Origin of the sequence: Rhizobium sp. LCM 4573, from assembly GCF_001854865.1 — a bacterium.
Taxonomy (GTDB): Bacteria; Pseudomonadota; Alphaproteobacteria; order Rhizobiales; family Rhizobiaceae; genus Neorhizobium.
In genome coordinates, this window is sequence record NZ_MDDW01000026.1 from 319,905 (window position 1) to 346,589 (window position 26,685).

Consider the following 26,685-nt stretch of genomic DNA (forward strand, 5'->3'; position numbering starts at 1 on the left):
AATCAACCTACGCCACCTTGAGACCCAGCTGCCCGACCAGTTCGCCAGCCTGCGCTCTTGATATGACGGCTCCTTTGAAAGGTTTGAGATCGATAAGCTTGATGCCGCCTATATCGGCGCCTCTGAGGTCGGCATCTTCGAAACGGCAATCCACGAGATTGGCGTTGCGCAGCGAACAGCCGGCAAAAACCGTTTCCCGAAAATCGCAAGCATGGAGATCGGCATCGGTGAAATCGACCTGCTTCAGCAGGGACTTCCGGAACGACAGCTTTGGAAACTTTGCAAGCGAAAGCATGACCACCTCCAGCTTTAAGCCGAGGCTTTTCACATCCGAAAAGTCTGCGCCGGTCATTTTGCATCGTAAAAGCTTGGCGTCGACCAGCGACGAGCGCCGAAAGCTGGCGTTGTTGAAATCACCCCCGTCAATGATGGCCTCGGTCAAGTCGGCTCCACTGAAGCTTGCAAAGCCTCCCTTGCATCCCACAAATCGCGCCTCTTCGAGTGCGGCTCCGTCGAACTCGGCGCGGACCAGCCTGCACTGCTCGAAATGCCATCGCCTGAATTGAAGGCTGGTAAGGTCCTCACCTTCCATTGCGCAATTCATCAGCTTGAGACGGCGGCCGGCATCGGCATGGTGCTCGATCTGCCGACGACCCAATTCCTCGTTCTCCAGGACGGCATCGAAATCATCATCTTCGGCATCCATCGGCGGCTCCCCGGCTTGATCTTGATTTGCGACCTTGTATCACGACCGGCCGTAATTGGATTTCTGGCATGGTCCTTTTCCGGACGGGGCCGGACCGCTATAAGATGCCCGGGAAGCACGACTGAATTTCCTGCGCTTGTTAATTACTATGAGGGGTGAGGGTCTACCAGATGCGTGCGATCGCCACGCTTGAAGACGTCGCCAGTCGCGCAGGCTGCTCCATCAGCACGGCAAGCCGTGTTCTCAACGGCACGGGTCCCGTGAGCGAAGACATGGAGCGGCGTGTCCGCCGCGCCGCCGCCGAGATCGGTTATGGCGTTTCCAGCATCACGGCGACGGGCGGCAGGCGCGGCCGGCCGGTCGTCGGCGTTCTGGTGCCAAGTATCACAAACCCCGTCTTTTCCGCATCACTTGGAGGCATCCAACATCGGATGCAGGCCGCCGGCCATGGCGTTCTCATCGCGCTTTCGAACTACGAGCCGGACGAGGAACTCGCCGCCGTCGCGACGCTTCTGGCGCAGCGCCCGATCGGGCTTATCCTGACGCTCTGCGGCACGGGAGACAGCGAGGTGTTGAAGAAGGATCTGCCGCCGACCGTGCTCCTCAACAATCTGCCGATGGGCCGCTTTCCAGCCGCCGTCACCGTCGACAATTTCGCCGCCGGTTACGAGATTACGCGCTTCATCCAATCAAAGGGGCACAGCCGGATTCTCTTCGTCTCCGGGCACTTCACCTCTTCCGACCGCGCCTTGTTGCGCTACAAGGGATATTGCCACGCGATGAAGGAAAACGGGATAGCTCCCCTCGACGCCGTACAGATCGCCTTTGTGGACGGCTATGACAATCTCGACCTCATCGACGCCGTCGAACATTTCAGGCCGACTGCCATTGTCGGCTCCAATGATCTGATGGCGCTCGGCGTGATTGGTGCGCTCAGACGGCAGGGGATGTCCGTACCGGATGATATTTCGGTCGCCGGTTTCGACGGGATTTCCATCGGTCGGCTGATCGACCGACCCCTTACCACGATCGAAATGCCAGATGCCAGCATGGGAACAGCCGCGGCATCCCTGCTGCTCGATATCGCCGCCAGCGCCCCGGCCCGGCACCTGCGTCTCGGCCACAGGCTGTTTGCCGGGGGTACGGTTCGAGATATTCGGCAGCCCGTCAAAGGCGGTTGAGCCGAAAACGAGAAAGGGGCGCTTGCGGCGCCCCTTTCGATATGTTGTCGGTAGGCGGCTTAGCTGCGCGGCAGAAGCCTTTTCACTTCCTTGGCGGCATCATCCAGAGCTTCCTCGCCGGTCGCTTGCTGTTCGACGACGCGCGACAGGTTTTCGACGATCGTCTGAGTCACCTTCACACCGTTGGAACCGGGGAAAGAATACCAGGGGATCATGCGGTCCATCTGAGAAAGACCGGCCACGAACAGCGGGTTTTCCTTGTAGAAATCGCCGAGATATTCCGCGGATTTAGCGGCCAGCTCATTGTTCGGCACATAGCCGGTGCCGGGAACCACGACGGAGGCGCCGTAGGGACCGGCAGCGAACTTGGCAAAGGTCCAGGCGGCTTTCTGCTTCTCCGCGTCGCGGGTCAGGATGACGACGGCATTGCCACCGGTCGGCAGCTTGCCATTTGCCGCATCGATCAGCGGGATCTTGGAGGTGCGCAGATCGAACTTGTCTCCGACGCTCTTGATCGTGTTGCGCAAGGCGCCGGTGGTCTGGAAGGCAAAGCCGACCTTGCCCGCGACAAAGGCCTGTTCGCCAGCCTGTTTGGTGAAGACCGGTAGCGCGCCCGCCTTGACCATGTTTTCCAGAACCGCGACCGCCTTCTTGCCGTGTTCGTCGTTGAAGGCCACGGTCTTCTCATCAGGRCTCAGCATGGTGCCGCCGGCGCCGAAGAGGAGCGCGGAGAACATCCAGTCGTCACCCTGCCAGCGGAAGTCGATGCCTTCCACGCCATCACCGAGCGCCTTGATCTTGGTGGCAAGCTCGAGAACCTCATCCCAGGTCTTCGGCGGGTTTTCCGGATCGCCGCCGGCTTTGCGCACCAGATCGGCATTATAGTACATGATCGGATTGGAGGTCGCGAAGGCAAGGCCCACCTGCTTACCATTGACCTGGGCAAGCTTCAGTATGTTATCGGAAAACCCCTGTTCGGCCATGTTGCCATCGCTGGCGATGAAAGGAGCGAGATCGACGGGAATGTCGCGCTCATTGACCATGCGCAGGCGGTTCAAACCGATGAAGGTAATATCGGGCATTTCCGCAGTGCCGGCCTGGCGCATGATCGTCTGGATGCCTTCCTCATAGGTCGCGGAAGGATTGGCGAACTGGATCTTGATGTCCGGATTTTCCTCCATGAACTTCTTGGAGATGTTGTCCATCACATCCTTGAAGAAGCCGGGCATCGGGTAGTGCACGGTCAGGGTGGTTTCAGCATGGGCCGGAAGCGTAATCGCTGCCGAAACAGCCATTGCGGCAAGAGCGTGTCTGATGAATTTCATGGCACGAATTCCTGTGTTGACGATGGTGAAGAAAAACCGGTCAGCCTTTGAGACCGGTCATTGTGATCCCCTCGATGAAGCGTTTCTGGGCGGCAAGAAATGCGAGCACCAGAGGAAGGGTGATGATGAGGGTTGCGGCCATCAGCGCGCCGTAATCATCTCCGGCCTCGGCGGCGCGAAAATAGAGCAGACCGAGCGGCGGGGTCGCATAGTTCTGGTTGGTAACGACGATCAGCGGCCAGAACAGGTCGTTCCAATGCGCCACAACGGAAAAGATCGCAAATGCGGTGATGGCGGGCCAGGCATTCGGCACGATCACTCGCGCCACGATGCCGGCTTCCGACATGCCATCCAGTCTTGCCGCGTGGATCAGGTCGTCCGGCATGGCGCGGAAGAACTGCAGGAACAGGAAGATCGCGAAGACGGAGATCGAGAACGGAGCGACAAGCGCCATGTAACTGTTCAATATCGCCAGCCGGTCGAAGGCGACATAGAGCGGTAAGGCGGTGGCGTGGATCRGGACCAGCAACCCGAGCATCACCAGGCCCATCATGGCCTTTGCCGCGCGAAACTTGAGCTTGGCGGTGGCGTAGGCGCAAGGGATAGCCACCATGATCTGGATGACGAGGATGAGCCCGCAGACGATCAGCCCGTTCAGGAGCAGCGTCGGCATGGACACGCGTGTCAGCGCCTTCATGATATTGGCGCCGTAGCTCCAGGTTTCAGGAACGAGCGACAGCGACGAGGAGAAGATCTCGCTCTGGGACTTGCCAGCGGTGGAGATCATGAAGATGTAGGGCGCGGCGAAGACGAGAGCGCCGAGGGAAAGCAGGCCGAAACGGATGATGCGGCCGATCGAAAGGCGCGACTGGTTCATGAGTAATGCACCTGACGGTCGAGGACGCGATATTGGAGGAACATCAACGCCACGAGAATGGCGAGGAAGACCACCGTCATGGCCGAGGCGTAACCGACGCGCAGATAGACGAAGCCTTCCTGGTAGATGGTGAAGAGCAGCACTTCGGAAGCCTTGTTCGGCCCGCCCTCGGTCAGCGTCTTCACCGTCTCGAACACCTTGATGGAATTGATGATGCTGATGACGACGACGAAGAGCGTGGTCGGTCCGAGCATGGGCCAGGTGACGAGGCGAAACCGATCGAAGGCCGAGCGTGCGCCATCCACTTCCGCCGCGGCATAGAGCTCGCGGGGAATGGCGGTGAGACCCGCAAGAAACAGCACCATGTTGAAGCCGACCGACTGCCAGATGCCGACAATTGCCAGGCTCAACAATACGGTACTGGATGAGCCGAGCCAGTTCGGCCTTCGATGCCGACGAGCGCGAGCGCCATGTTGACCGGCCCGATGCTCGGATGCAGCATATATTGCCAGACGGTCGCCATGGCGACGAGAAGCGATGCGACGGGCAGAAAATAGACCGTGCGGAAGAAAGCTCGCCCTCTTGTCTCGCTCTCGATCAGCATGGCGATGCCGAGCCCGATCAGGATCGAGAACGGCGTGACGATCGCAGCATAGACCAAGGTGTTCCACAGCGATATGCGAAACGTCCGGTCGGAAAACAGTTCCGCGTAGTTTTCGAAGCCGACGAAGCGGAAGTCGTCATATCCAAGTTCGAAGTCGGTAAAGCCGAGAACAAGGACTGCGAGGACCGGCAGGATGATGAAGAGCGTCATCAGAACGAGCGCTGGCGCGGCGAGCAGCMAAGCGATGCGGGCTTCGCGCGTGGCCGCCTCGCGCTGCGCCACTTCAGCCGAGGTAAAATGGAGGTAGGCCGTCGCGTCAGCCATGGGACCACTCCGGGATACGCGCCATCTCTGCTTGAACGGCCAATCGCTTGCCATCTCCGTCAAAAACCAGAGCCTTTTCAGGCTGCATGGCGAGGTGGACCGGCTGGCCGACGGCGATCCCTTTCGCTTCGGAAGGCATCAACTTCATCACGACCGTTTCGCCGATCGCGTTGAGCCGCACGAAGGCGGTTACTTCGGAACCCAGGAATTCCAGACGCTCCACCGTAGCCGGAAGGCCGGAGGTATCCCCGAACCCGACGAATTCCGGACGAATGCCGATCGTCACCTCAGCTCCGGTGGCCAGGTTCGGCGAGGACAGTGTGATCGCACCGAACTGCACCCGGCCTTCGGCACCCACCTTTGCCGGCAGGAGATTGATGCGCGGCTGGCCAATGAAGCGGGYCACCTCGATGTGAGCGGGATCGTCGTAGATCGCCTGCGGTGTGGCAAGCTGCAGAAGCTGGCCGCCAATCATGACCGCAACGCGGCTCGCCATGGAGAGCGCCTCGGACTGGTCATGCGTGACGTAGAGTGCCGGCACGCCGGATTTCCGGTGCAGTTCCACGATCTCGCCGCGGGCATGGACACGGAGATTGGCATCGAGGTTCGAGAGCGGCTCATCCATCAGGAACAGGCTGGGGCGACGCACCATGGCCCGCGCAAGTGCGACGCGCTGGCGCTGCCCGCCCGACATTTGCCCGGGCTTGCGGTCGAGGAGATGGTTGATCTTGAGCGAGGTGGCCATCCCCTCCACTTCCCGGCGGATGCCGACCCGGGCCTGTTTCTGCCCAGGCAGGAAAGAACCGATGAACGGCATGCGCTGCCAAGGCGTCAGCCGGCGCATCGCGAGCGGAACGGCGATGTTCTCAGCCGCCGTCAGATGCGGATAAAGTGCGTAGGATTGGAACACCATGGCCACGTTGCGGTCGGCTGCCCGAAGCGACGAGAGATCGCGACCGCCAAGCGTGATCGTACCGCCATCGGCATGATCCAGGCCGGCAACGATGCGAAGGAGCGTACTCTTGCCGCAACCTGACGGACCGACCAGCGCGATGAACTCGCCGGGATCGGCTTCGAGGCTCACACCCTTGAGAATGGCGTTGCCGCCAAAGGACTTGGTGATGCCACTCAAGGAAAGGGCACTCATTCGGCGGCCACCTTTTTCGCAGCCTGCGGATAGACTTCTTCCACGACATCATCGAGCAGGTATGGGGTCAGCCCCGGAACGGAAACCAGCCGGCTTTCCACCGTCTCGCCGAACTCGTGCACGGCCGCACCGACGAGACGCTCGCCCGGCATGATCCGCTCAAGTTCCCCCAGGATGAAAGATGCGGGCGGCGCCCATACAAGGGAGAGCGCATCATGGCTGCCGGCCCAACTCCAGTGCAGGTGGCCGCTTGCGAAAAGCATCACTTCGTTCTGACGCATGAGATCGAAGAAGTGCCTCCGTAGCGCCTGCGGCACACCCCAATAGCCCGTCTCGCCCTCCTGCGGATCATCCACGAAAAGGGGCTTGTGTGCGAAGATCGCGACGCGGCGCTGTCCACGGGAGAAAAGCGTCTCCTCCAACCAGGCCATTTGCGCCGCATCCTCTTTGTCATCAAGGCCGACAAGCAGGCTGTTAAGGCCGACCAAGCGCCATTCGCCGCGGTCCTCGAACCAGCGATCGGGCCCGACAAGGCGGCGCCAGCGCTCAAGACGCTCCGCCGTCACGGGCTGTGTCGGCGCGCAGAAATGCCCGACATCGTGATTGCCCGGCACAAGCAATACCGGCATGGAGAGCTGGCGGACCAAATCGACCGCAAAGACGATATCTTCCTCGTATCCGGCACCATCAACGGAAAGGTCGCCCGTATGGACGACCAGGTCGGGCTTCTGGTCCTCGATCCATTGCCGGAGCGGCTCCCAATTGCCGTTGAAATGAGGTTTCAGGGCGCTGAAATGAGTATCGGTGATCTGGATGATCTTCACGGTTCTGCTCCGCAGGTCTGGTCCTGGCTGCGGCACGATCGCGATGAAGACCGGCAGCCGTTCTGGCGCCGTCTTTAGGAGAGGTCGGTGTCAGTGATGTGAAACCGGTTTTCAGCGAATTTTCAATTTTGTCATGAAAACGAGGCGAAAAGATCAGTGCTAATGTCTTGACCGTGATCAGGTCGCCTATGCGTCGCTGACGATATTCAGCCGGTAACGCGTTGCCTTGCGTTCGCCAGTGCGCAGCAACGCGCCTTTCTCGACCAAGTCGGAGAGGTCGCGAGTTATGGTCGAGGGCGGAGCCCCGGTGATTGTCGCGTAGTTGCCGGCGCTCAAGCCCCCGGTGAAACCTTCTGGCCCCTCGGCCAGCATGCGCAGCAGCACTTTTTCCTGCCGTTCGTTCAACGCACCACGCAGCCTGTCCATGAAGCGCGTCTTTTCGATCAGGAAGCGGACCAACTCGTCCGCTGATTTCTGGGCTTCGAGCGCCCGATCCGCGAACCATGAGAGCCAGTCATCGATAACGAGCGTGGTGCTCGCGGCCTCCAGCATGGCGTAATAGTCTTTGCGGTGCCTCAGGAGCGATTTCGACAATGCGCTGAAGGTCGGCGTGGAAATCGCGCGAGCAAGCGCGCTTTCGGCGATCGCACGGCCGATACGGCCATTGCCGTCCTCGAAAGGGTGAATGCTCTCGAACCACAGATGGGCGATGCCGGCACGGGTGAGAGCGGCAAGCGGGTCCGGCCCCTCTGGAGAGGTCTGTTCAAGCCATTTGAGGAGCCTGTCCATCTCGTCCACCAGTCGCTCGGATGGAGGTGCTTCGAAATGCACGCGCTGGCGACCAAAAGCCCCTGAGACGATCTGCATCGGTTCGTCGTGGTGACGATAGTTGCCAATATCGGCAATGTCCCGGCGGCCGTTCATGACCATCCGATGCCATTCGAAAAGCCGCTCCTCGGTTATCGGCTCAAGCGGGTGGCGATAGAGATCCGCCATCATCTCGGCAATGCCTGCCTCTGCTGGCCTGCTACGGAAAGCTGCCGCGGACATCCCAAGCTGTCGTCGAAGGGACGATTGCACGCTGTCGCGATCGAGGACTTCCCCTTCGATCGCTGATGTGCTCAATGCATCCGAGCTCAGGAGTTCGATCACGACGTCCTCCCGATCGCCTTTCCCCAGATGGCGCATAGTGCCAACGGCAATAGCCGCATTCTCGATGAACGCTTGCTCCCTGGCCCGTAGCAACTCGGGCTGCCACTCGAAATCCGGCCACTCCTCCAATTTCCAATTCCATACCATGGGCGATAACTCCACATTTATCGCCCATAATGACGCAAGAAGGTGAGCGATAAAAGAGGTTTGTTTCGCTCAGCGCAGCACGGCGGCAAGCTTGTAGCGCAGGGTGCGCTGACTGCTACTGCATCGCAGGAGGAGCTCATCCCGGCGGCGGGCGCTCGTCGAACTAGATCTATTGAGCCTCAGCAAGTACGCAAGAACATGTCTTCCTCGAACAACCGCTGCCCCTGCAGCTAGCGGCGAATGGCAAATTTGAATACCTCTTCCTTCGGCTCAACCCCCAGYCCCGCGCCGGTCGGGACGACATAGGTCCCCTCGCCCGAAGCCATGTCGCCGTGGGTATAGGTGAGGTTTCGGTCGAAGATCGAATGCTGGTACTCGTGATAAGGCACGTTCTGCAATGCCGAGGAGGCCTGCAGGCTCGCCGCCATGAAGATGCCGACGCTGATGGAGGCATGCGGCATGATGTTCATGTGAAAGGCCTGCGCCATCTGACCGATACGGATGAACTCGGTGATACCTGTGTGGCCCATTTCCGGCTGCACGATGCTCATGGCGCGCGCCTCGAAACGCGGCCGATACTCGTAGGTGGTGCGTAGTTCCTCACCAATCGCCAAGGGCACACCGATACCGGCTGCCACCCGTGCTTGACCCTCGAGGTTTTCCGGCTGCACCGGCGCTTCCGCGAAGTAGAGATTGTAAGGTTCTAGCCGGCGGATGATGCGGATCGCTTCGCCGGCCTCGAACTTCCAGTGCAGATCGACCATCAGGTCGATATCCGGGCCGACGGCCTCACGCAACGCCGCCATTTCCTTGACGACATCCTCTTCCGAGACGACCGCCGCGAACTTGATGCCCTTGTAACCCTTGTCGACCCAATAGGCGGCGAGATCACAGCGTTCTTTCAGCGTAGCCTTCGGCAAGCCGGAAACATAGGCGCGGATCGTGTCATGCCTCCGCCCGCCAAGCAGCGTTGAGACGGGCACGCCGAGATTCTTGCCGGCGAGATCCCAAAGCGCAATATCGACACCCGCCAGCGCATCGAGATAATAGCCGCCGAAGAAKCCGCGCACCCGCATCAGGTCGTAGAGGTCTTCGTGGATGACCGCCGCATTGCCAGGATCGCGGCCGACGATGACCGGACCGAGCACGTCGTCGATGATCGCCTTGGTCGCTTCCGGTGCGACAATGCCATAACACTCTCCCCAGCCGATCTTGCCGCTCTCGCCGGTCACCTTGATCAGCAGGGTCATGTCGGTCGAGGGATAGATGGTGCGGTTGCCCTTGCGGATCAGGTAGCCTCGCTCATTGATCGCCTCGCCCTCCTTAAGCGGTCCGAGATAGGGCACCTCACGCGGAATGGAGATGATGAAGGTCTCAACCGAGGCGATCGCATCGACGATGTTCTTCGGCATGGCTGTCAATTCGGCTTGTGGTTCGTATAGGGAAGATCAGCTTCGGCGAGGAGAAGCGCCAGTTCCTTGCTGTCACCCTCGTCGAATTTCGGGCCCTTGCCGCGCACGAAGGTGTTTTTGATGACGCCACGGCGGCGCAGCACCTCCTTCGTCATGTGCATGCGGAAGATCGCCTGGAAGTTCAGGAGCGGCAGCGAAACGTTGTAGAGCCTGCGCGTGGTGGCGACATCACCCTTCTGCCAGGCATGGATCATCTGCGCATGGATATCGGCAAGTTCGGCGGCCGGCATGGTACCGGCCGCGCCGCGCGCCAGCTCGTCTGTCACGTAGCGCCCGCCTGCACCGCCGAAGATCGCCTCGATCGAGCCGTTGGCGGCTGCCTTGATGCGCGTCAGATGCTGTCCGCAGGGAGCGGTCTCTTCCTTGACGTAGCGAATTTCCGGCACCGCATTAGCAACCGCCGCCACTTCCTCCGGGGTCAGGCCCGCACCGATCGGCTTCGGCTGGTTCTGCAGCATGATCGGCACGCCGGCATTGGCTGCGACTTGCCGGAAATAGGCTGTCTGCGCGACAATGTCGTTGCCCAGCGACAATGGCGCCATCACCATGGCGGCCCCTGCCCCGATCTCGGCCGCCTGTGCAACATGTTTGGYCGCCGCCTTCGGGTCCGGATCGCTGGCGCCGATAATGATCGGAATGCGACCGCCGATCCGTTCCGCCAGAAGTTCGACCTGACGCTTGCGTTCCTCCGGTGTGAGCGTATCGACCTCGCTCGCCACACCCGGATAGACGACGCCGTCCACCTTGCTTTCCAGCGCAAAGTCTATGATCGACAGAAAGTCGACCTCATCGATCGAGCCATCGTCGCGGAATGGCGTGGGAAGAACGGGAAAGGCTCCTGCTAAGGTTCTGGTCATTTGACGGCTCCGGCGGTGACGCCCTGAATGAAGTAACGTTGGAGAAACATGAAGGCCGCAACGATCGGCGCCGAGACGAGCAGAGAAGCCGCCATCGCGCCGCCCCAGTCGGCATTGAGTTCGTTGAGATAGGTCAGAAGAAGCCCCGGCCCGATCGTGCGCTTTTCGTCCGAGACGATGACGGTCATCGAATAGAGAAGATCGTTCCAGGACCACATGAAGGAATAAAGGAACACGGTCACGATCGGCGGGATGGAGATCGGTATGACGATCGTGTGGAAAATCCGGAAATCCGATGCGCCATCGGCACGCGCGGCATCGATCAGCTCGTCCGGAACCTGACTGAAATAGCTGTAGAGCATGTAGGTCGCGACCGGCAGAGCGAAGACGATATAGCTCAGGATAAGCCCTGGACGCGTATCCAGGAGGCCGACTTCCGTCATCAGCGGGTAGAGGCTGATCAGGAGCAGGCCGAAGGGGAACATCTGCGCCGACAGCATGAACAGCATGACCGGCTGGCGCCCGAAATAGCGATATTTGGCGAAGCTGAAGCCGGCATAGACGGCCAGTATCGTGTTCAGCAGCGCGCTCGACCCGGAGGTGATCAGGCTGTTGGTGAGATAGGTCAGAAGCTTGCTCTCCGAAATCGCCGTCCAGTAGTTCTTGAGCGTGATCTCATGCGGATAGAGCGTCGGCACCACGCGATAGAGTTCGGCATTGTCCTTCAAGGAGGACGTGATCATCCAGTAGAGCGGAAAGAACATGTAGAAGCCGATCAGGCACATCGTTCCGAAGAAAACGACCTTTGCGGTGCGGCTGGAAAGATCGAACATCTCAGCGCCCCTTTACCAGCATGCGGAGATAGAAGTAGGCGGGBGGCAGGAGCGTCGCGACCCAAAGCACGCCGATGGCCGAGGCCATGCCGATATCCCATTGTTCGAAGGCGCGGCGATAAACCTCGATCGACAGGACGGATGTCGCCCGAACCGGGCCGCCACCCGTCAGCGCGAAGATCGTATCGAAATCCTGCAGGCCGCCGATAACTCCCAGCACGACCACGACCAGCAGGACCGGGCGAAGATGCGGAATGATATGATCGCGCAGGATGGCGAAGTTGCCGGCGCCATCGACGCGCGCGGCGTCGATCTGCTCCCGGTCGAGATTCTGCAGACCCGCCAGGAAGAAGGCCATGAACAGCGGGATCGAACGCCAGATGCGGGTCAGCACGACGGCCGCCAGCGCGCCATTGGGCGTCGAAAGCCAGGCCTGCGGCACGTCGATCAAATTCATTTCCAGAAGCAGGGCATTGAGAACGCCGTAGCGGCTGTTGAAGATCCAGCCCCAGATGAAAGCGCTGACCGTGCTTGGCACCACCCAGGGCAGAAGCGAAAGCGATCGGATCGCGCCGCGCCCGCGAAAGGGCTGATTGAGGATCAGCGCCCAGCCAAGACCAAGGACCACCGTGCCGGCCGTGGCGCAACCGACATAGATCACCGTGACGATGAAGCTGTCGAGCACTTCGGGGCTCGACATGATGGTGCGGAAGTTATCGAACCCGATAAAGGTCGGCTCGAAATTCTGCAGCGTATATTCGAACAGCGACAGGCCGAGCGCCTGCGCGAAGGGATATACGATAACGATCGAGAACGCGGCCAGTGCCGGCAGCAGCATCAGCATGCCGACACGCCGTTCAACGCCCTTCAGCCCGCCGCGGCGTGCCTGGGGAGACACCCGGAAGCCGCCTGTCATCTCTATATTCGCCATGGGATCAGTCGCCTGCCAAGGTTGGAATTTCGATTGACCGATGCCGCGGGTTGGGGCGCGGCATCGGGTGAGCTTGGCTTACTGGCTGTAGCCTGCCTTGCTCATGACTGCCGCCATCCGCTTGCCCATGGAGGCAATGGCATCATCAGCCGATTTCTGGTCGAGGAGCGCCGCCTGTACCTCCTCGCCGAGGATCTGGGTAAGTTCGGCGCCATCCGGCCAAATGCCGACCTCGTTCATGACCGGTGACTTGTTGAACTTCGCCCAGTCGCTCAAGTAGGGATCGTCGACAATGCCGGGAGCCTGGCGGGCCTCGACGGTACCGGGCAAAGCGCTCTGCTCAACCGGGAACTGCGTCTGCACGGCATTATCGGCCAGATAGGCGACGAACTGCATATTGGCATCATCCTTGTTCGCCGGATCGCTCTGGGCAAAGGAGATGATCATATGGCCCCACTGGATCGACTTGGGCTCGTCGCCGGCATTTTGAACCGGCACGCCCATCGGCTGCACGTTCTTGTCGAAATCCTTGCCCTGACCGGAGAAGCTGCGCAGGAAGGCCCGAGACTGCGGCGCGTCGATATAGAAGGCAGCCGCGTTCTGACCCATCAGGCGACGGGCATCCGGACGATCGATCTCCGGCGCCGAAAGCCGGTCCTTCATCAGACCGACCATGAAGGCGAGCGCCTTGCGGCCCGCATCGGAGTCGACGACGACCTTGCCCTTGGCGTCGATGATATGGCCTCCGAAGGTCCAGTTCCAGATCATGAAGTCGAGCAGGATGGAATTCGGGCTCTTGGTTGCCATCGCATAGGGAACGGAATTGGGAACCTTGTCCCGCACGGCAGCGAGTGCAGCCTGGAATTCCTCGATTGTTGCCGGAACCTTGTCGATGCCGGCATTCTTGAGGACGCCCGTATTGGCGACCATGCCGATCGAACCGGACATCAGCGGCAGCGCCAGTTGCTTGCCGTCAATCTGGCCCATGGCGAGCGCATCGGGCGCATAGGTCTTGGCCAGATATTCCTTGCCTAACACCTCGTTGTAATCGACCAGACCCGGCAGATTGCTGAAGGTCGGCAGCCAGCGCTCGGAAATCTGCACGACGTCCGGCAGCGTCTTGGAGCGGGCACGCAGGAACAGGTTCTTCTGCATGTCGCCCCAGGCCGAACCGATCGGCTCCACCGACAGCTTGGTCTTTTCCGTAAAGCCCTTGAGGATTTTTTCGACCGAAGGCTTTGCCGATTCCTCGGCATAGCTATAGCCCATGAAGCTGGTATCGGCCGCATGGGCCGCACCGGAGATGGCGACACCGAGAATGACGGTAGCACCAAGCAGTTTGCGAATTGCGTTCATTCCTTCCTCCCACTGAAACGATGATGAAACTCTGTTTCAACCTCTAAAAGATCGCAGGCCGAGTACCGATGTCCGCCCGATCCTAAACCACCCCTCCATCGACAATGAACGTCTGAGCGGTGATGAGACGGGAATCGTCTGCCGCGAGAAACAGGGCCATTCGGGCGATATCGGGCGGCAGCAGATGCTCCTTGAGGCACTGGGCCTCGAGGTATTCGGAAAATTTTCCCTGATAGACGCGTTTGGCGCGCTCCACCTGGCGCTCCGTCAGCACCCAGCCGGGCGCGATGGAATTGACGCGGATGTTGCGCTCGCCAAGCTCTCGGGCCAGCGACTTGGTCATGCCCATGACGGCCGATTTCGCGGTCGTGTAGAAGATCAGGCCCGCCGCGCCGCGCATCCAGGAGATCGATCCCATGTTGATGATCGATCCACCACCGGTCTCCGTCATGTCGCCAGTAATGGCCTGCGCGGCGAAGAACTGGTGACGCAGGTTGGTCTGGAACCGCTCATCCCAATATTCCGGCGTCACCTCTTCCAGTGGCCTGCGATCGTCATTGCCGGCATTGTTGATGAGGACGCGGACCGGCCCGATCTCGGATTGAAGTGCGGCAATGCCGGCGCGCAGGGCGCCGATATCGCGGAGATCGACGGCACGATAGAAGGGCCGATTGCCGGTCTTCTTTGCGACCGTTTCGGCCGTTTCGTCAGCGACATTTGCGTTGAGTTCAAGAAAGCCCACCTTGCAGCCCTGAGCGCAGAAATGCTCGACCAGCGAGGCCCCGATGCCGGAACCGCCACCGGTGATCAGCACGCCCTTGCCCTTGAGGCTTGGGTAGCGCGCCGCCTCGACATGGACTTTCTCGATGAGCTCCGGGTGGATGGTCATGCTGCCTCCAGCGCAACCGGTTTTGCGGACGCAATAGACTGCCCTTCGGCGGAAAATACGTGGAGCATGGCAGGATCGACATGCACGCCGATCGGCTCGTTGCGCTTGACGGCGCGGTCCCCGGAAAGCCGCACGACGAACATCTCGTCGGAACCATCCAGCGCCACATAGGCATAGGTATCGCTACCGAGATGTTCGGTGATCGTTACCGTACCGGCAAGCGAATCCGGAGCGCCGCGATTGACGAGCTCCACATGCTCCGGGCGGATGCCGATTTCCGCCGGCAGGGAGGAAAGATTGCGCGGCAACCTCACCTCGCCGCCCGGCACCGCAAAGACGCCTTCACCCTTTTTCGGCCCAAGTTTCAGGAAGTTCATCTTCGGGCTGCCGATGAAGCCCGCCACGAAGCGGTTTACGGGCTTGTTGTAAAGGTCGAGCGGCGAACCGACCTGTTCGACGCGACCGGCATTCAGCACAACGATCTTGTCGGCGAGCGTCATGGCCTCGATCTGGTCATGGGTGACGTAGATCATCGTCGTGCCGAGCGTCTCCTTCATCCGGGCGATCTCGATGCGCATCTCGACCCTGAGTGCTGCGTCGAGGTTGGAGAGCGGCTCATCGAACAGGAAGATACGCGGTTCGCGTACGATCGCTCGGCCGATCGCCACGCGCTGGCGCTGACCGCCGGAAAGCTGGCGCGGCTTGCGCTCCAGATAGGCATCGATGCGCAGCTTCTGGGCCGCCTTTTCGACCCGCGCGGCAATCTCCTGCTTCGGCGTGCCGGCAAGCCTCAACGCATAGCCCATGTTTTCCGCCACCGTCATATGCGGATAAAGCGCATAGGACTGGAAGACCATTGCGATGCCGCGCTTGGCCGGCGGTACGTCGTTGACCAATTCGCCGTCGATCGCCATCTGGCCGGAGGTAATTTCGTCCAGCCCGCAGATGAGCCGCAGCAGCGTGGATTTCCCACAACCCGACGGACCGACAAAGGCGACGAATTCGCCATCCTCCACCATCAGGTCGATACCCTTGAGCACATCGACGGAGCCGAAGGATTTGCGGATGTTTTTCAGTTCAAGCTTGGCCATGGCTCCTCCTCCCGATCCTTATCAACCCGCAAACATCTGCGCGGGCTGCCCCTTGATGCCGGTATCGATGGCAAACACGCTGCCGGAAAGTGGTGCCTCGGCAAGCTGGGCTGCCGACAGCCGGATGCGCGCGGATGTCACGAACAGGGTCTGCATGTCGGCTCCGCCGAAGACACAGCTCGTCGGGCGCGGCACCGGCAGGTGCACGACGCGCTCCACTTTGCCTTCGGGATCGTAGCGGGTGACGCACCAGCCGTCCCAATGGGCTACCCAGACGAAGCCTTCGGCATCAACCGTCAGTCCGTCCGGCTTGCCCTCCTCTTCCGGCACCACGATGAAGGGGCGTCGGTTGGCGATCTCGCCGCTTTCCAGATCGAAATCGTAGGCATAGATCGTCTGCCTAGCGGTATCAGTGAAATAGAAGGTCCTGTCGTCCGGGCTCCAGCCGAGGCCGTTCGACACATGGAAGCCGCGATCCATCTCACGGGCACGCCCATCCGGATCGAGCCGCCAGAGCCGGCCCTGGTCCGGCGAGGTATCGATGGCGAGCGTTCCGGCCCATAGCCTTCCGCGACGATCGCACTTGCCGTCGTTGAATCGGTTTCCGGGACGATCGGCCTCCGGTCGGGCGATCGTGGTGATTTCGCCGGTCGCCAGATCGAGCCCGCGGATCTCGCCATGCATGGCGGCCACGAAGCCGCCGCGGCTTCTGGGAACCACGAAGCCGATGAGTTCCGGCACCTGCATGGAGCTATAGGTGCCCTTGACGGGATCACCCGTGTGCACGGCCGGCGCCAGGATATCGACGAAATAGAGCTTGCTGTGTTCCGGCGACCAGTGCGGCCCCTCACCCAGAAAGGCGCTTGCCGGAATGACGCAACGAACATCGGCGCGATCCGGGCCCAGCGGACGCGGCTTGACGGCAAGCGACATGGCAAATTCTCCAAAATTGCCGGATGTACGGCGCGCCGCTTCGATCACGTCGCGRCCGAAGGCGTGCAGGCGATCCACCGGCAGCCGGAAGGACGGGCCGATAATGCCGATCGCGCCGATCGGCTCGCCGCGATGGTTGAGGACCGGTGCAGCGACCGAGGAAATACCGATATGCTGTTCGTCGATCGAAACGGCGTAACCGCGGGCCTTGGTCAGGTCGAGCTGCCGCGTCAGTTCATCCACATTGACGATGGTGTTGGGCGTCAGGCGCTCAAGCTCGATACCGTCGAGCAGCGCACGACGTTTTTCGAGCGGCAGGTGGGCGAGGATCGCCTTGCCGAGCCCGCTTGCATGAGGCACCGCCCGCGAGCCGACGCCATTGTTGAGGCGAAGGGGCTGGGGAACCTCGCGCTGGTCTATGTAGAGCACGCTGTTGCCGTCGAGCACGCCGAGACGGATCGCCTCGCCGGTCAGATCCCTCAGCCGTTCGAGTTCCGGCTCGGCCGCACCGCGCAGGTCGAAATTGTCCCAGACCTTGTGTGCCCACTGGAACAGCCGCGGCGCCAGCCGGTAGACCTGATCGCGGCCATCGAAGGCGAGCAGCCGTTCGTCCAGAAGCGCCTGAAGCAGGCGATGCAGAGTGCCCTTGGGAAGTTGGGTCTGGTCGAGAAGTTCGGTGAATCGCAGGCCGCGGGGCTCGGCCGCCACCGCGTCGACGATCTGGATCCCGCGCGTCAGCGCCTGGACGCCCGGCACGCCATGCGTGTCGTTCGCAATATCCTTTTCGACTGCCTCGAATTGCACCTTGGCCATGACCTCTCCCAGACGGCGATATTTCCTGCCGCTCCCACAGCATGCCGCCTCACTCTTGCCAAGAGACATATCTTGGAACTAAGTTCCATGTCAACAGTGAAGCCTTGACGGAAGGCTTTGGCAAGCGTGAGGGAGGAGATATCTTGCGTATTACGAAGGTAGACCATTGGCTGGTCCGCATGCCCTTTACGGAAGACATTCTATGGGGTTCGGGGCGACGGATCGGCACGACGCGGTTGGTCTGCAGGATCGAGACGGATGGAGGTATTGTCGGCTGGGGCGAGACGATTTCGCTGATTGCCAACGTGCCGGCCGTATTCGCGGATATCGTGGCGCCGCTGGCGATCGGCTATCGGATCGCGGATGCCGAACGCTTCCACCGGCATGTGCTGGGCGCCGGCTTTTATCATCACAAGCGCGCGGCCGTGATGGCGATCTGCGCCATGGAAATGGCGATGTGGGATGCGCTCGGCAAGCAGGCGGGCCTGCCACTTTACGCACTTTGGGGCGGACGCTGGCGAAAAGACGTGGAGGCGGCCGCCTACCTCTTCACCAACGATCCGCAAGGCCTATCGGAGCGACTGAAGCGCTTTCTCGATCTCGGCTACACCACTTTCAAGGTGAAGATCGGCTTCGGTGAGAAAAGCGACATCACGCTGGCGGAAGCTTCCCGCAAGGTGATTGGTGAGCATCCGTTGCGCCTTGATGTGAACGGAGCCTGGAACCTCGCGACCGCCAAGCGTCAACTCGAGAAACTGAAAGCCTTCGATCCCGCCTATGTGGAGCAACCGCTGGAACTGGACGATCTCGCCGGCCATGCCGCTCTGGTCGCCAGGTCTTGCGCGCCGATCGCGCTCGACGAAAGCGCCTATACGCTTTCCGATGTCGGCAATATCGTTCGCACCAATGCGGCGGACGTCGTGCTTCTCGACCCACATGAGGCTGGCGGGCTTTGGCAGACGATCAAGGCGGCAGCGATCTGTGAGGCGATCGGCATACCCGTCACGCTGCATTCGGGCGCGGAACTAGCCCTTTCGCAATCGGCCTACATCCACCTCGCCGCATCCCTTCCCAACATGTCGATCGCCATCGATACCGAGCGCGCTTATCTCGGCGGCGATATTTCTCCCGGTCCACCGGTTTTGAAGGAGGGGCGCTTCAAGGTGCCGGAAGAACCAGGGCTYGGCGTCGAGGTCAATATCGAACAGCTCGAAAAATGCCGCGTCGCCGGCATTGCCGGAGCCTATCTCGACAGCGAGCGCAGGGACTGGTTCCCGGTCAAGCCGGCATATTGATGCGAGGAAATCCCATGTATATCGCCATTGAGTGGACGTCCGCCGCCTTCCGCGCGCTCCTGATGGAGCATGATAAAGTGCTCGGAGAATGCCGAAGTGATCGCGGCACGGTGAGCGTTCCCGACCGCGCCTTCGAGGCGACGCTTCGCGAGGAGCTCGGCGACTGGTTGGACAAAGCCGGCCGGATCTTCCTTTCAGGCATGATTACCAGCCGCAACGGCTGGATCGAGAGCCCCTTTGTCCCGACGCCGGCCAGCGCTTCCGACCTCGCGACCAACGCAATAACGCATCACGTCGCCGGCCTGCCGCCCTTGCTTTTCCTTCCGGGAATAGCGCAGACGCAGCCACTGCCCGATGTCATGCGCGGCGAGGAGATGTCGCTCTTCGGGCTCACCGAAACCGACGGCTTGTTCGTGTTGCCGGGTCCGCACGCGAAATGGGTGAGGATGCAGGATGGCCGCATCATCGGCATCACCACCTATATGTCGGGCGAGATTCTCAACCTCCTGAAAAAGAATTCGCTCGTTTCCCGGCTCATACCCGAAACCTATGAGGAACAGCCACAAGCCTTCCACCGCGGCGTTCTCGCTGCCTATGACGAAGGCGTCCTGCCCGGCCGCATTCTTGCGCGCCTCTTCTCGGCCCGCAGTCTCGTCCTGTTCGACCTGTTGAAGCCATCAGAAATCTCCGACTATTTGACCGGCCTGATGATCGGCGCGGAAATACTCGAGGCGGTTTGCGGCCAGGAAAGTCGCCCGATCAACATTGTCAACCATTCGCCGCTCGCTCGAAAATACGAGACGGCACTCAGCTTGTTCGGATCGGAAAGCCGGGTGTTGATTCCGGACCTTGCCGCAGGCTTTAGAAAAGTGGCGGCCTATTGATGCGGCGGAGGTATTWCAGGTCGAGCTTTGGCTCGGCAATGATTTCTCTTTCCCGCTGTTCCGCACGAGCTCGGGAGCAGGAGGGCGGCTCCTGCTCCTTGCGGGACGGGAAGACCTTGGGCGAATCAGAGGAGAAAACACCGTGGCAAAACTCAGCAATGCACTGCGGAAGGCCTATGCCGAGGGGCCCTGCGTGAGCCTTGCCCGTTTCCTCTCCGACTTTCGGATAGATGGGAGCGGAGCCTTGATTGGCCCCTGTCGACTTGAAGCTGCGATTTTGGCCAAGTTGAAGAACAGGCATTGAATCCGATTAGCAAATATACGGCAATGCCGTACATTTCATCCTATGCAGGCCAAGCGGTGTGACCTATCCGACGAAGGGCTTCAAGAGATTGTTGCGGTGATCGCGGCTGACCCCGAGGCGGGGCGCTGATGGCTGGTACGGGCGGGGCGCGTAAGCTGCGTCACGCCCGTGATGGACAGGGAAAAAGTGGAGGATTCCGCACCATTCACTATTTTTGGGGCGGAGATATTCCCGTCTTTGCCCTCGCAATATACGGGAAGAACGAGAAGGGCAATATCTCGAAAGCGGAACGGAACGAATTGGCCCGCATCCTTCCCACGCTGGCTGATGCCTATAGACAGAGAAGGATAAGGCATGATTTTTGGAAAAGAGCTTATCCAGAGCGCAAATGAGGCACTGGCAATCGCAGAGGGTCGCGCAGAACCAGCCGCTGTTTTCATTCCTGAAACCATCGACGTTGCTGCCATTCGCAGGGGCCAGAAACTTTCGCAGGCAGCGTTTGCAAAGAGGTATGGCCTTCCCGCAAGGATTGGGAGCAGAAACGCCGCCAACCGGATCGCGCCGCRATGGTGCTGCTGAAGGTGATCGAAAAAGCCCCCGATACAGTGGCGCAGGCGATCCGCGCTTAACATCTACGGTCCGAGCGTGCTGGCCAAAAGGAGCATCGGGGGGGCGGACTGCGCCCTGCACTCAGTCTTAGCAATGTGAACCCGTCGCAGAAGCCTGAGCCCGCTCCCATTTATTGTGCGTCTCCCGCCGACAACGGCGAACGCTGCCTACTCAAGCGACGTAAAGTCCGCTCAAAGCTAAGCCAAAGCTCTCCAATCATTCTCAAAATAATGCCTACTTGCCTTGGTGATCAAGCCATTCGCCGATCGTCGAGGCCAGGCTTTCGGGTGCTTCAAGCGGAATCATGTGCCCCGTATTCCCTATGACTTCGAAGGCCGAGCCCTTGACGCCGCGGTGAATTTCCAGGGATTCGTCGCGGGACCTGAGCTTGTCCTGGTCTCCGGCGATGACTAGCGTCGGGCAACGAATGGCGCTCAACTCCTCCCGCTCGTCTTTACGGTCGAGGAGGGACTGCCGGCGAAACACTTCGCCTCCCAACCGCTGCCCCATTGCCTGAATACGAGCGATGAGATCCGCCCGTCCCGTATTGTCCGGATGGAGGGAAGAGGCGACAGCCGCAGCGCTCAGCCCTCGGAATGCGGCGACATTCATCTGCGCCTCGATTGCCGCCTTGCGCTTGGCCTGTACCTCGTTGTCGCCGCGGGCGGAAGTGGCGATGAGGATCAAGGCGCTGACGCGATCCGCGGCCTGCCTGACGATCTCTCGTGCGACATAGCCTCCCATCGAGAAACCGACGAGCACAAAGGTGGGCGGCGCGCCGGCAAGCGCGCGCTCGGCCATCTTGATGAACGTGCCGTCTCTTGTGAGGTCGGCATGGCCGATCGGGCCGAAGCGAGCCAGTTGCGGTTCCATATCCCGCCAGAGATCGGCATCAAGCATGAAGCCGGGAACCAGAACCATCGCCATTTCAAATGCCTTTCCAGTTTCATTGCCCCGGAGCTGAAATCACCTGACATCTCTGCCCATCTCCGGTCAACGCCTTCGGTCAGGGGAACAGGCGGCCCGACGCAGAACGCTCTTCGCAGCCGCAAAAAGTACTTGCAAAAAAGAACGAACGTTCATATTTTAATGCGGGTTACCTTTCGGGAAAATGCCCATTGACCAGAGTTCGCAAGATCACTGATGACGATATCCTCGACGCCGCCGAACGCGTCGTCGTCAAGCTCGGCGCGGCAGGGCTTTCGATCGACGCGGTCGCAAAGGAAGYCGGCGTCAGCAAATCAAGGGTCGTCTACGATCACAAGAGCAAGAGTGCGCTCCTGGAGGCGCTCATCGATCGGCACGTTCAATCGGACCTGGCCCATCTTGAAAGCTGCGTGGCAGAGAGCGCGCACACGCCTCACCCGGAGCTTTTCGGCAGGATCGCCTCGGCGGAGAGTGCATTCGACGAGACGGAGCGCGCCGTCGCGATGGCTATCACCGCCTCGATGTCCAGCGAGAAGGGCCTCCAGAAGATCATGCGTGATTGGATTGCGAGGGACCTCGCCGCGATGGCGGCCGGTGCGCGCCCACGGGCCGCGCTCATGGCCTATCTCGCGTTATCCGGATTCTACTGTACGGAACTGTTTGGCCTCCATAATTGGCCCGAAGCGGAACGTCAGGGAATCCTCGACAGCATCCGCAATATTTACACCTCCTTTTCAGAAACCTGATCTCCTCTCCATTAGGACAAGACCATGTTCAGCATTACCGGACAGCCACGTAGCAAGGCGTTGCTGGCAGCCACCCTCGCCCTTTCCCTCATTTCGGCTCCGGCCATGGCGCAGTGGGGAGATATGCCGCCGCCCGTCGTCGGCGTCTTCGAACTCAAAGCCCACCCCGTACCGGTCATCAACGAGCTGCCGGGTAGGATCGCGGCCACCCGCGTTTCCGAGGTCCGGGCGCGGGTTTCCGGCATCCTGCAGGAGCGGGTCTTCGAGCAGGGCGCGCTCGTGAAAGAAGGCGATGTCCTCTATCGCATCGATCCTCGACTCTTCAGGGTCCGGGTCGCAAGCGCGGAGGCTTCCCTGCAGCGCGCCAAGGCGACGCAGGCGAACGCCCGGCAACAGCTGGAGCGCCAGCGGACGCTCAGGGAGCGCAATGTCGCCACCGGGATCGAGTTCGACACCGCGGCCGTCGCCCTCGCGCAGGCAGATGCCGACGTCGCGCTCGCCGAGGCTGCCCTGGATGAAGCCAAGATCAACCTCGATTACACGGAAGTGCGTGCGCCGATCACCGGCGTCATCGGCGGGGCGCTCGTCACCGAGGGCGCGCTGGTCACCGCCGACGGCACGTCCAACCTCGCGCTGATCCAGCAGGTCGATCCCGTCTATGCCGACTTCACGCAATCGGCGCAGCAGCTTCTGGATCTCAAGCGGGCAGTCTCCTCTGGCAAGCTTGCCAGCACTGTACCGGGAGAGGCGCGCGTGGAGCTCGTCTTCGACGACGGTTCCGTCTACCAGGAGCCGGGCCGGCTGTTGTTCGCCAGCGCCAACGTCGATCCCAATACCGGGCAGGTGACCTTGAGAGCCGAGTTCCCGAACAGGAACGGCGAGCTTCTTCCGGGCATGTATGTGCGGGTGCGGATCGAACAGGCGGTCCGCCAGGATGCACTGACCGTCCCGCAGCGCGCCGTGGTGCGAAACGAGACGGGGCAAGCGCAGGTCTATGTGGTGGGCGAAGGGGACACAGCCGAGATTCGCAATGTGACGCTCGGCCAGTCACTGGGTTCCGAATGGATCGTCGAGTCGGGCCTTAACAGTGGCGAAAAGGTCGTCGCGGACGGGGTGCAGAAGGTTCAGCCGGGAAGCAAGGTCGTACCTGAACCGTGGCAGCCCTCGAGCGCCCCGAACAGCAACTGGGAAGCCGCTTCCGGCCAGGCTTCGGAGTAAGATCACATGGCACAAATGTTCATCCGCAGGCCGATCCTGGCCTGGGTTTTCGCGCTGTTCATTTCGATTGCCGGAGTGATTGCGATCCCGTTCCTGCCGATCGCGCAGTACCCGAAGGTCGCGCCGCCCCAGCTCACCATCTCGACGTCCTATCCCGGCGCCTCGCCCCAGGAAATCTATCAGGGGGTCACCCGCCAGATCGAGGAAGAGCTGAACGGCGTCGAAGGGCTCATGTATTTCGAGTCCACATCGGACAATTCCGGCTCGGTCAGCATCAACGCGACCTTCCGGGCCGGCACGAATATCGATCAGGCTTCGGTGGACGTACAGAACGCGATCCGTCGCGTCGAGGCTCGTCTGCCGGCCACCGTGCGCACCCAGGGCATCAACGTCGAAGAGGCCAGTTCCGGCTTTCTCATGATCGTATCGCTGACCTCGACCGACGGCAGCCGCGACGAGGTGGCACTTGGTGACTATATCAACCGCAACATCATCGGCGAAATTCGCCGGCTCCACGGCGTCGGTCGGGCGCAGCTCTTTGCAAGCCAGCGGGCGCTGCGCGTCTGGATCGATCCCGACAAGATGGTCGGTCTCAACCTGACTTCGGAAGACATCAGCGCAGCAATCTCCGCCCAGAACGCCCAGGTGGCCGCCGGCCAGATCGGCGCCAGACCCAATCCCATCTCACAGGATCTCACCGCCACCGTGCTCGTCCAGGGTCAGTTGACCACGGTCGAGCAGTTCGGAGATATTATCCTTCGCGCCAATCCGGACGGCTCCACCGTGCGGCTGAGGGATGTCGCCCGCATTGAGGAAGGTTCGGAATCCTACAACTTCACCACGCGTCTGAACGGGCAGCCGAGCGCGGCCGTCGCCATCCAGCTCTCCTCCACGGGAAATGCCGTCGCCGTCTCGGAGGCGGTGCAGGCCAAGATGGAGGAGCTGAAGAGGTTTTTCCCTTCCGGTGTGGAATACTCCGTCCCCTACGACACGAGCCCGTTCGTTTCGGCATCCATTGAGAAGGTGATCCACACGCTGATCGAGGCCGTCGTCCTCGTCTTCGTGGTGATGTTCATCTTCCTGCAGAACTTCCGCTACACGGTGATCCCGACCCTCGTGGTTCCCGTCGCGCTCTTGGGCACATGTGCCGTCATGTATGCGACCGGTTTCTCGATCAACGTGCTCACCATGTTCGCCATGGTGCTGGCGATCGGCATTCTCGTAGATGACGCGATCGTCGTCGTGGAGAATGTCGAGCGCATCATGGCCGAGGAGGGCCTGTCTCCGAAGGCCGCCACGAAAAAGGCAATGGGCCAGATCACGGGCGCGATCCTTGGCATCACGCTCGTGCTGTCATGCGTCTTCATCCCGATGGCGTTTTTCCCGGGCTCGACCGGCATCATCTATCGGCAGTTCTCGCTGACAATGGTCGCTTCGATCCTGTTCTCGGCCTTCTTGGCCCTGTCCCTGACGCCCGCGCTGTGCGCCACCTTCCTGAAGCCGATCAAGCATGGCCATCACGAGAAGAAGGGCATCGGCGGCTGGTTCAACCGCAGCTTCGACCGGCTGACATCAGGCTATTCGAAGTCGGTCACGGGCATGGCGCGCCGGGCGGGTCGGATGATGGTCGTCTATCTCGCGCTCGTCATCGGTCTCGGCTACCTCTTCGTGAATCTTCCATCCGCCTTCGTGCCCGATGAGGACCAGGGCTTCCTGATCGTCGATATCCAGGGACCGCCGGAAGCAAGCGCGAACCGCACGATCGAGTCCATCAAGCAGATCGAGGCGATCTTCAAGGCCGAACCTGCCGTCGAAAACGTCGTGGCGATCCAGGGCTTCAGCTTCTCGGGCAACGGTGCGAACGCCGCTCTCGCCTTCGTGACGCTGAAGGATTGGGCCGAACGCGGCGAAGGAAACTCCGTCCAGGAGATCGCCGACCGCACGAATATGAAGCTTTTCGGCTTGAAGGATGCAACTACGTTCGCATTGTCGCCGCCTCCGATCGAGGGCTTCGGAACGACCGGCGGCTTCTCGTTCCGTCTTCAGGACCGTGGCGGCCAGGGCCAGGCGGCGCTCGCCAAGGCGGCGGCGGAACTGATGGCGAAAGCCGGACAGAGCCAGGTGGTGACGGGGCTTCGTATCGAGGGCATGCCCGATGCGGCCCAGGTCCTGTTGGTCATCGACCGCGAGAAGGCCAACACTTTCGGCATCTCGTTTTCCGACATCAACAACGCGATCACGGCCAATCTCGGCTCGTCGTATATCAACGACTATCCGAATGCCGGACGCATGCAGCGCGTCATCGTGCAAGCCGATGACCGCGCCCGCCTGCAGATCGAGGATGTCCTGAAGATCAACGTGCGTAACGCCAATGGCGGAATGGTCCCCCTCTCCTCGTTCGCGATTGCACAATGGCAGAAGGGTGCGCCGCAGATCGTCGGCTACAACGGTTATCCGACCATCCGCATCGCCGGCGCGCCTGCTCCGGGTCAATCTTCCGGTGCGGCGATTACCGAAATGGAAAGGTTGGCGACCGAGCTGCCGGAAGGTTTCGGTTTCGAATGGTCCGGTCAATCGCTGGAGGAAATCACCTCGGGCAACCAGGCGCCGTTCCTGTTCGGCCTCAGTATCCTCTTCATCTTCCTGCTGCTTGCCGGTCTCTATGAAAGCTGGTCGATCCCGCTTTCCGTGATGCTGGTCGTGCCGCTCGGCGTCATAGGATCGGTCCTTGCCGTCATGCTGCGCGACATGCCGAACGATATCTACTTCAAGGTGGGTCTGATCGCGATCATTGGCCTCTCGGCGAAGAACGCTATCCTGATCGTGGAGTTCGCAAAGGACTACTACGCGGAGGGCAAGTCGCTTCTGGAATCGGCCGTGGACGCGGCCAGGGTCCGCTTCCGGCCGATCATCATGACCTCGCTCGCGTTCACGCTCGGTGTCGTTCCGCTGGCGATCGCGACTGGTCCGAGTGCCGCGAGCCAGAACGCGATTGGCACCGGCGTTCTGGGCGGAATGATCTCCGCTACCGTGCTGGCGATCTTCTTCGTCCCGGCCTTCTTCGTATTCGTCCTCAAGGTGATGCGGACGAAGCGCCCGGCCGAAGACGATGATGCGGAAACTGCCGCCGTTTCCGCATCGACCGCCGCCCATCCCTAACCAGGACGGGCGGCAACGCCCGCTTCTTACCCTCCCTCGACCATCTCACCGGAAGCGTTCGAAAACTGCTATCGCGCGTCC

22 protein-coding genes and 1 pseudogene are annotated in these 26,685 nt (G+C 60.9%); 7 read left to right on the forward strand and 16 right to left on the reverse strand.

Features of this window, described 5'->3' with window-relative positions:
- Positions 1–7: 7 nt before the first annotated feature.
- Positions 8–706 carry a pentapeptide repeat-containing protein gene (locus tag LCM4573_RS20615; RefSeq protein ID WP_071008237.1) on the reverse strand — a complete coding sequence of 233 codons (699 nt, stop codon included), beginning with the start codon at positions 704–706 and terminating at the stop codon, positions 8–10.
- A gap of 179 nt (positions 707–885) precedes the next feature.
- Here LCM4573_RS20615 and LCM4573_RS20620 point away from each other — a divergent pair, with 179 nt between their 5' ends.
- Complete coding sequence (locus tag LCM4573_RS20620; RefSeq protein WP_071008530.1) at positions 886–1,887, forward strand: substrate-binding domain-containing protein; 1,002 nt, start codon at positions 886–888, stop codon at positions 1,885–1,887.
- Positions 1,888–1,946: 59 nt separating this feature from the next.
- Here LCM4573_RS20620 and LCM4573_RS20625 read toward each other — a convergent pair whose 3' ends face one another.
- From LCM4573_RS20625 to LCM4573_RS20690, 14 genes and pseudogenes are all read right to left on the reverse strand, one after another.
- Positions 1,947–3,212 (reverse strand): ABC transporter substrate-binding protein, encoded by a 1,266-nt coding sequence (locus tag LCM4573_RS20625; RefSeq protein WP_071008238.1) that lies wholly within the window; start codon positions 3,210–3,212, stop codon positions 1,947–1,949.
- A 40-nt stretch (positions 3,213–3,252) separates the two neighbouring features.
- Positions 3,253–4,089: a carbohydrate ABC transporter permease gene (locus LCM4573_RS20630; protein ID WP_071008239.1), complete on the reverse strand. Its 837-nt coding sequence runs from the start codon at positions 4,087–4,089 to the stop codon at positions 3,253–3,255.
- Positions 4,086–5,017: pseudogene (locus tag LCM4573_RS20635) on the reverse strand (carbohydrate ABC transporter permease). Before LCM4573_RS20635 ends, LCM4573_RS20630 begins: the two are co-directional and overlap by 4 nt.
- A complete protein-coding gene (locus LCM4573_RS20640) occupies positions 5,010–6,164 on the reverse strand; it encodes an ABC transporter ATP-binding protein (RefSeq protein WP_071008240.1) in 1,155 nt (384 codons plus the stop codon). The pseudogene LCM4573_RS20635 and the gene LCM4573_RS20640 overlap by 8 nt, the downstream one beginning before the upstream one ends.
- Positions 6,161–6,988 (reverse strand): metallophosphoesterase, encoded by an 828-nt coding sequence (locus tag LCM4573_RS20645; RefSeq protein ID WP_071008241.1) that lies wholly within the window; start codon positions 6,986–6,988, stop codon positions 6,161–6,163. The genes LCM4573_RS20640 and LCM4573_RS20645 overlap by 4 nt, the downstream gene beginning before the upstream one ends.
- A gap of 186 nt (positions 6,989–7,174) precedes the next feature.
- Complete coding sequence (locus LCM4573_RS20650) at positions 7,175–8,287, reverse strand: Fic family protein (protein WP_071008242.1); 1,113 nt, start codon at positions 8,285–8,287, stop codon at positions 7,175–7,177.
- 230 nt (positions 8,288–8,517) lie between these two features.
- Complete coding sequence (locus LCM4573_RS20655; protein WP_083347554.1) at positions 8,518–9,699, reverse strand: mandelate racemase/muconate lactonizing enzyme family protein; 1,182 nt, start codon at positions 9,697–9,699, stop codon at positions 8,518–8,520.
- A 5-nt stretch (positions 9,700–9,704) separates the two neighbouring features.
- Positions 9,705–10,616 (reverse strand): dihydrodipicolinate synthase family protein, encoded by a 912-nt coding sequence (locus tag LCM4573_RS20660; RefSeq protein ID WP_071008243.1) that lies wholly within the window; start codon positions 10,614–10,616, stop codon positions 9,705–9,707.
- Complete coding sequence (locus tag LCM4573_RS20665) at positions 10,613–11,449, reverse strand: carbohydrate ABC transporter permease (RefSeq protein ID WP_071008244.1); 837 nt, start codon at positions 11,447–11,449, stop codon at positions 10,613–10,615. The genes LCM4573_RS20660 and LCM4573_RS20665 overlap by 4 nt, the downstream gene beginning before the upstream one ends.
- 1 nt (position 11,450) lies before the next feature.
- Positions 11,451–12,380 (reverse strand): carbohydrate ABC transporter permease, encoded by a 930-nt coding sequence (locus tag LCM4573_RS20670; protein ID WP_083347555.1) that lies wholly within the window; start codon positions 12,378–12,380, stop codon positions 11,451–11,453.
- Between the two features lie 78 nt (positions 12,381–12,458).
- Positions 12,459–13,736, reverse strand: a complete 1,278-nt coding sequence (locus LCM4573_RS20675) for an ABC transporter substrate-binding protein (protein ID WP_071008245.1) — start codon at positions 13,734–13,736, stop codon at positions 12,459–12,461.
- A gap of 82 nt (positions 13,737–13,818) precedes the next feature.
- Positions 13,819–14,625: an SDR family NAD(P)-dependent oxidoreductase gene (locus LCM4573_RS20680; RefSeq protein ID WP_071008246.1), complete on the reverse strand. Its 807-nt coding sequence runs from the start codon at positions 14,623–14,625 to the stop codon at positions 13,819–13,821.
- Positions 14,622–15,716 carry an ABC transporter ATP-binding protein gene (locus LCM4573_RS20685; protein ID WP_071008247.1) on the reverse strand — a complete coding sequence of 365 codons (1,095 nt, stop codon included), beginning with the start codon at positions 15,714–15,716 and terminating at the stop codon, positions 14,622–14,624. Before LCM4573_RS20685 ends, LCM4573_RS20680 begins: the two co-directional genes overlap by 4 nt.
- 21 nt (positions 15,717–15,737) lie before the next feature.
- Positions 15,738–17,462 carry an SMP-30/gluconolactonase/LRE family protein gene (locus LCM4573_RS20690; protein ID WP_198539766.1) on the reverse strand — a complete coding sequence of 575 codons (1,725 nt, stop codon included), beginning with the start codon at positions 17,460–17,462 and terminating at the stop codon, positions 15,738–15,740.
- Between the two features lie 143 nt (positions 17,463–17,605).
- Here LCM4573_RS20690 and LCM4573_RS27965 point away from each other — a divergent pair, with 143 nt between their 5' ends.
- The 3 genes from LCM4573_RS27965 (at position 17,606) to LCM4573_RS27490 (ending at position 20,337) form a co-directional block, all read left to right on the forward strand.
- Complete coding sequence (locus LCM4573_RS27965; RefSeq protein ID WP_071008248.1) at positions 17,606–18,757, forward strand: mandelate racemase/muconate lactonizing enzyme family protein; 1,152 nt, start codon at positions 17,606–17,608, stop codon at positions 18,755–18,757.
- A 14-nt stretch (positions 18,758–18,771) separates the two neighbouring features.
- Positions 18,772–19,641 carry a 2-dehydro-3-deoxygalactonokinase gene (locus LCM4573_RS20700; protein ID WP_071008249.1) on the forward strand — a complete coding sequence of 290 codons (870 nt, stop codon included), beginning with the start codon at positions 18,772–18,774 and terminating at the stop codon, positions 19,639–19,641.
- Positions 19,642–20,073: 432 nt separating this feature from the next.
- A complete protein-coding gene (locus LCM4573_RS27490; protein ID WP_116285631.1) occupies positions 20,074–20,337 on the forward strand; it encodes a type II toxin-antitoxin system RelE/ParE family toxin in 264 nt (87 codons plus the stop codon).
- Between the two features lie 451 nt (positions 20,338–20,788).
- Here the strand turns inward: LCM4573_RS27490 and LCM4573_RS20710 are convergent, their stop codons facing one another.
- Positions 20,789–21,481 (reverse strand): alpha/beta fold hydrolase, encoded by a 693-nt coding sequence (locus LCM4573_RS20710; RefSeq protein WP_071008250.1) that lies wholly within the window; start codon positions 21,479–21,481, stop codon positions 20,789–20,791.
- Between the two features lie 191 nt (positions 21,482–21,672).
- Here LCM4573_RS20710 and LCM4573_RS20715 point away from each other — a divergent pair, with 191 nt between their 5' ends.
- From LCM4573_RS20715 to LCM4573_RS20725, 3 genes are read left to right on the forward strand one after another with little or no spacing between them, the layout of a single operon-like run.
- A complete protein-coding gene (locus LCM4573_RS20715; protein ID WP_071008251.1) occupies positions 21,673–22,227 on the forward strand; it encodes a TetR/AcrR family transcriptional regulator in 555 nt (184 codons plus the stop codon).
- Between the two features lie 24 nt (positions 22,228–22,251).
- Positions 22,252–23,445 carry an efflux RND transporter periplasmic adaptor subunit gene (locus tag LCM4573_RS20720; RefSeq protein WP_071008252.1) on the forward strand — a complete coding sequence of 398 codons (1,194 nt, stop codon included), beginning with the start codon at positions 22,252–22,254 and terminating at the stop codon, positions 23,443–23,445.
- A 6-nt stretch (positions 23,446–23,451) separates the two neighbouring features.
- Positions 23,452–26,604: an efflux RND transporter permease subunit gene (locus tag LCM4573_RS20725; protein WP_071008253.1), complete on the forward strand. Its 3,153-nt coding sequence runs from the start codon at positions 23,452–23,454 to the stop codon at positions 26,602–26,604.
- Positions 26,605–26,685: the final 81 nt, after the last annotated feature.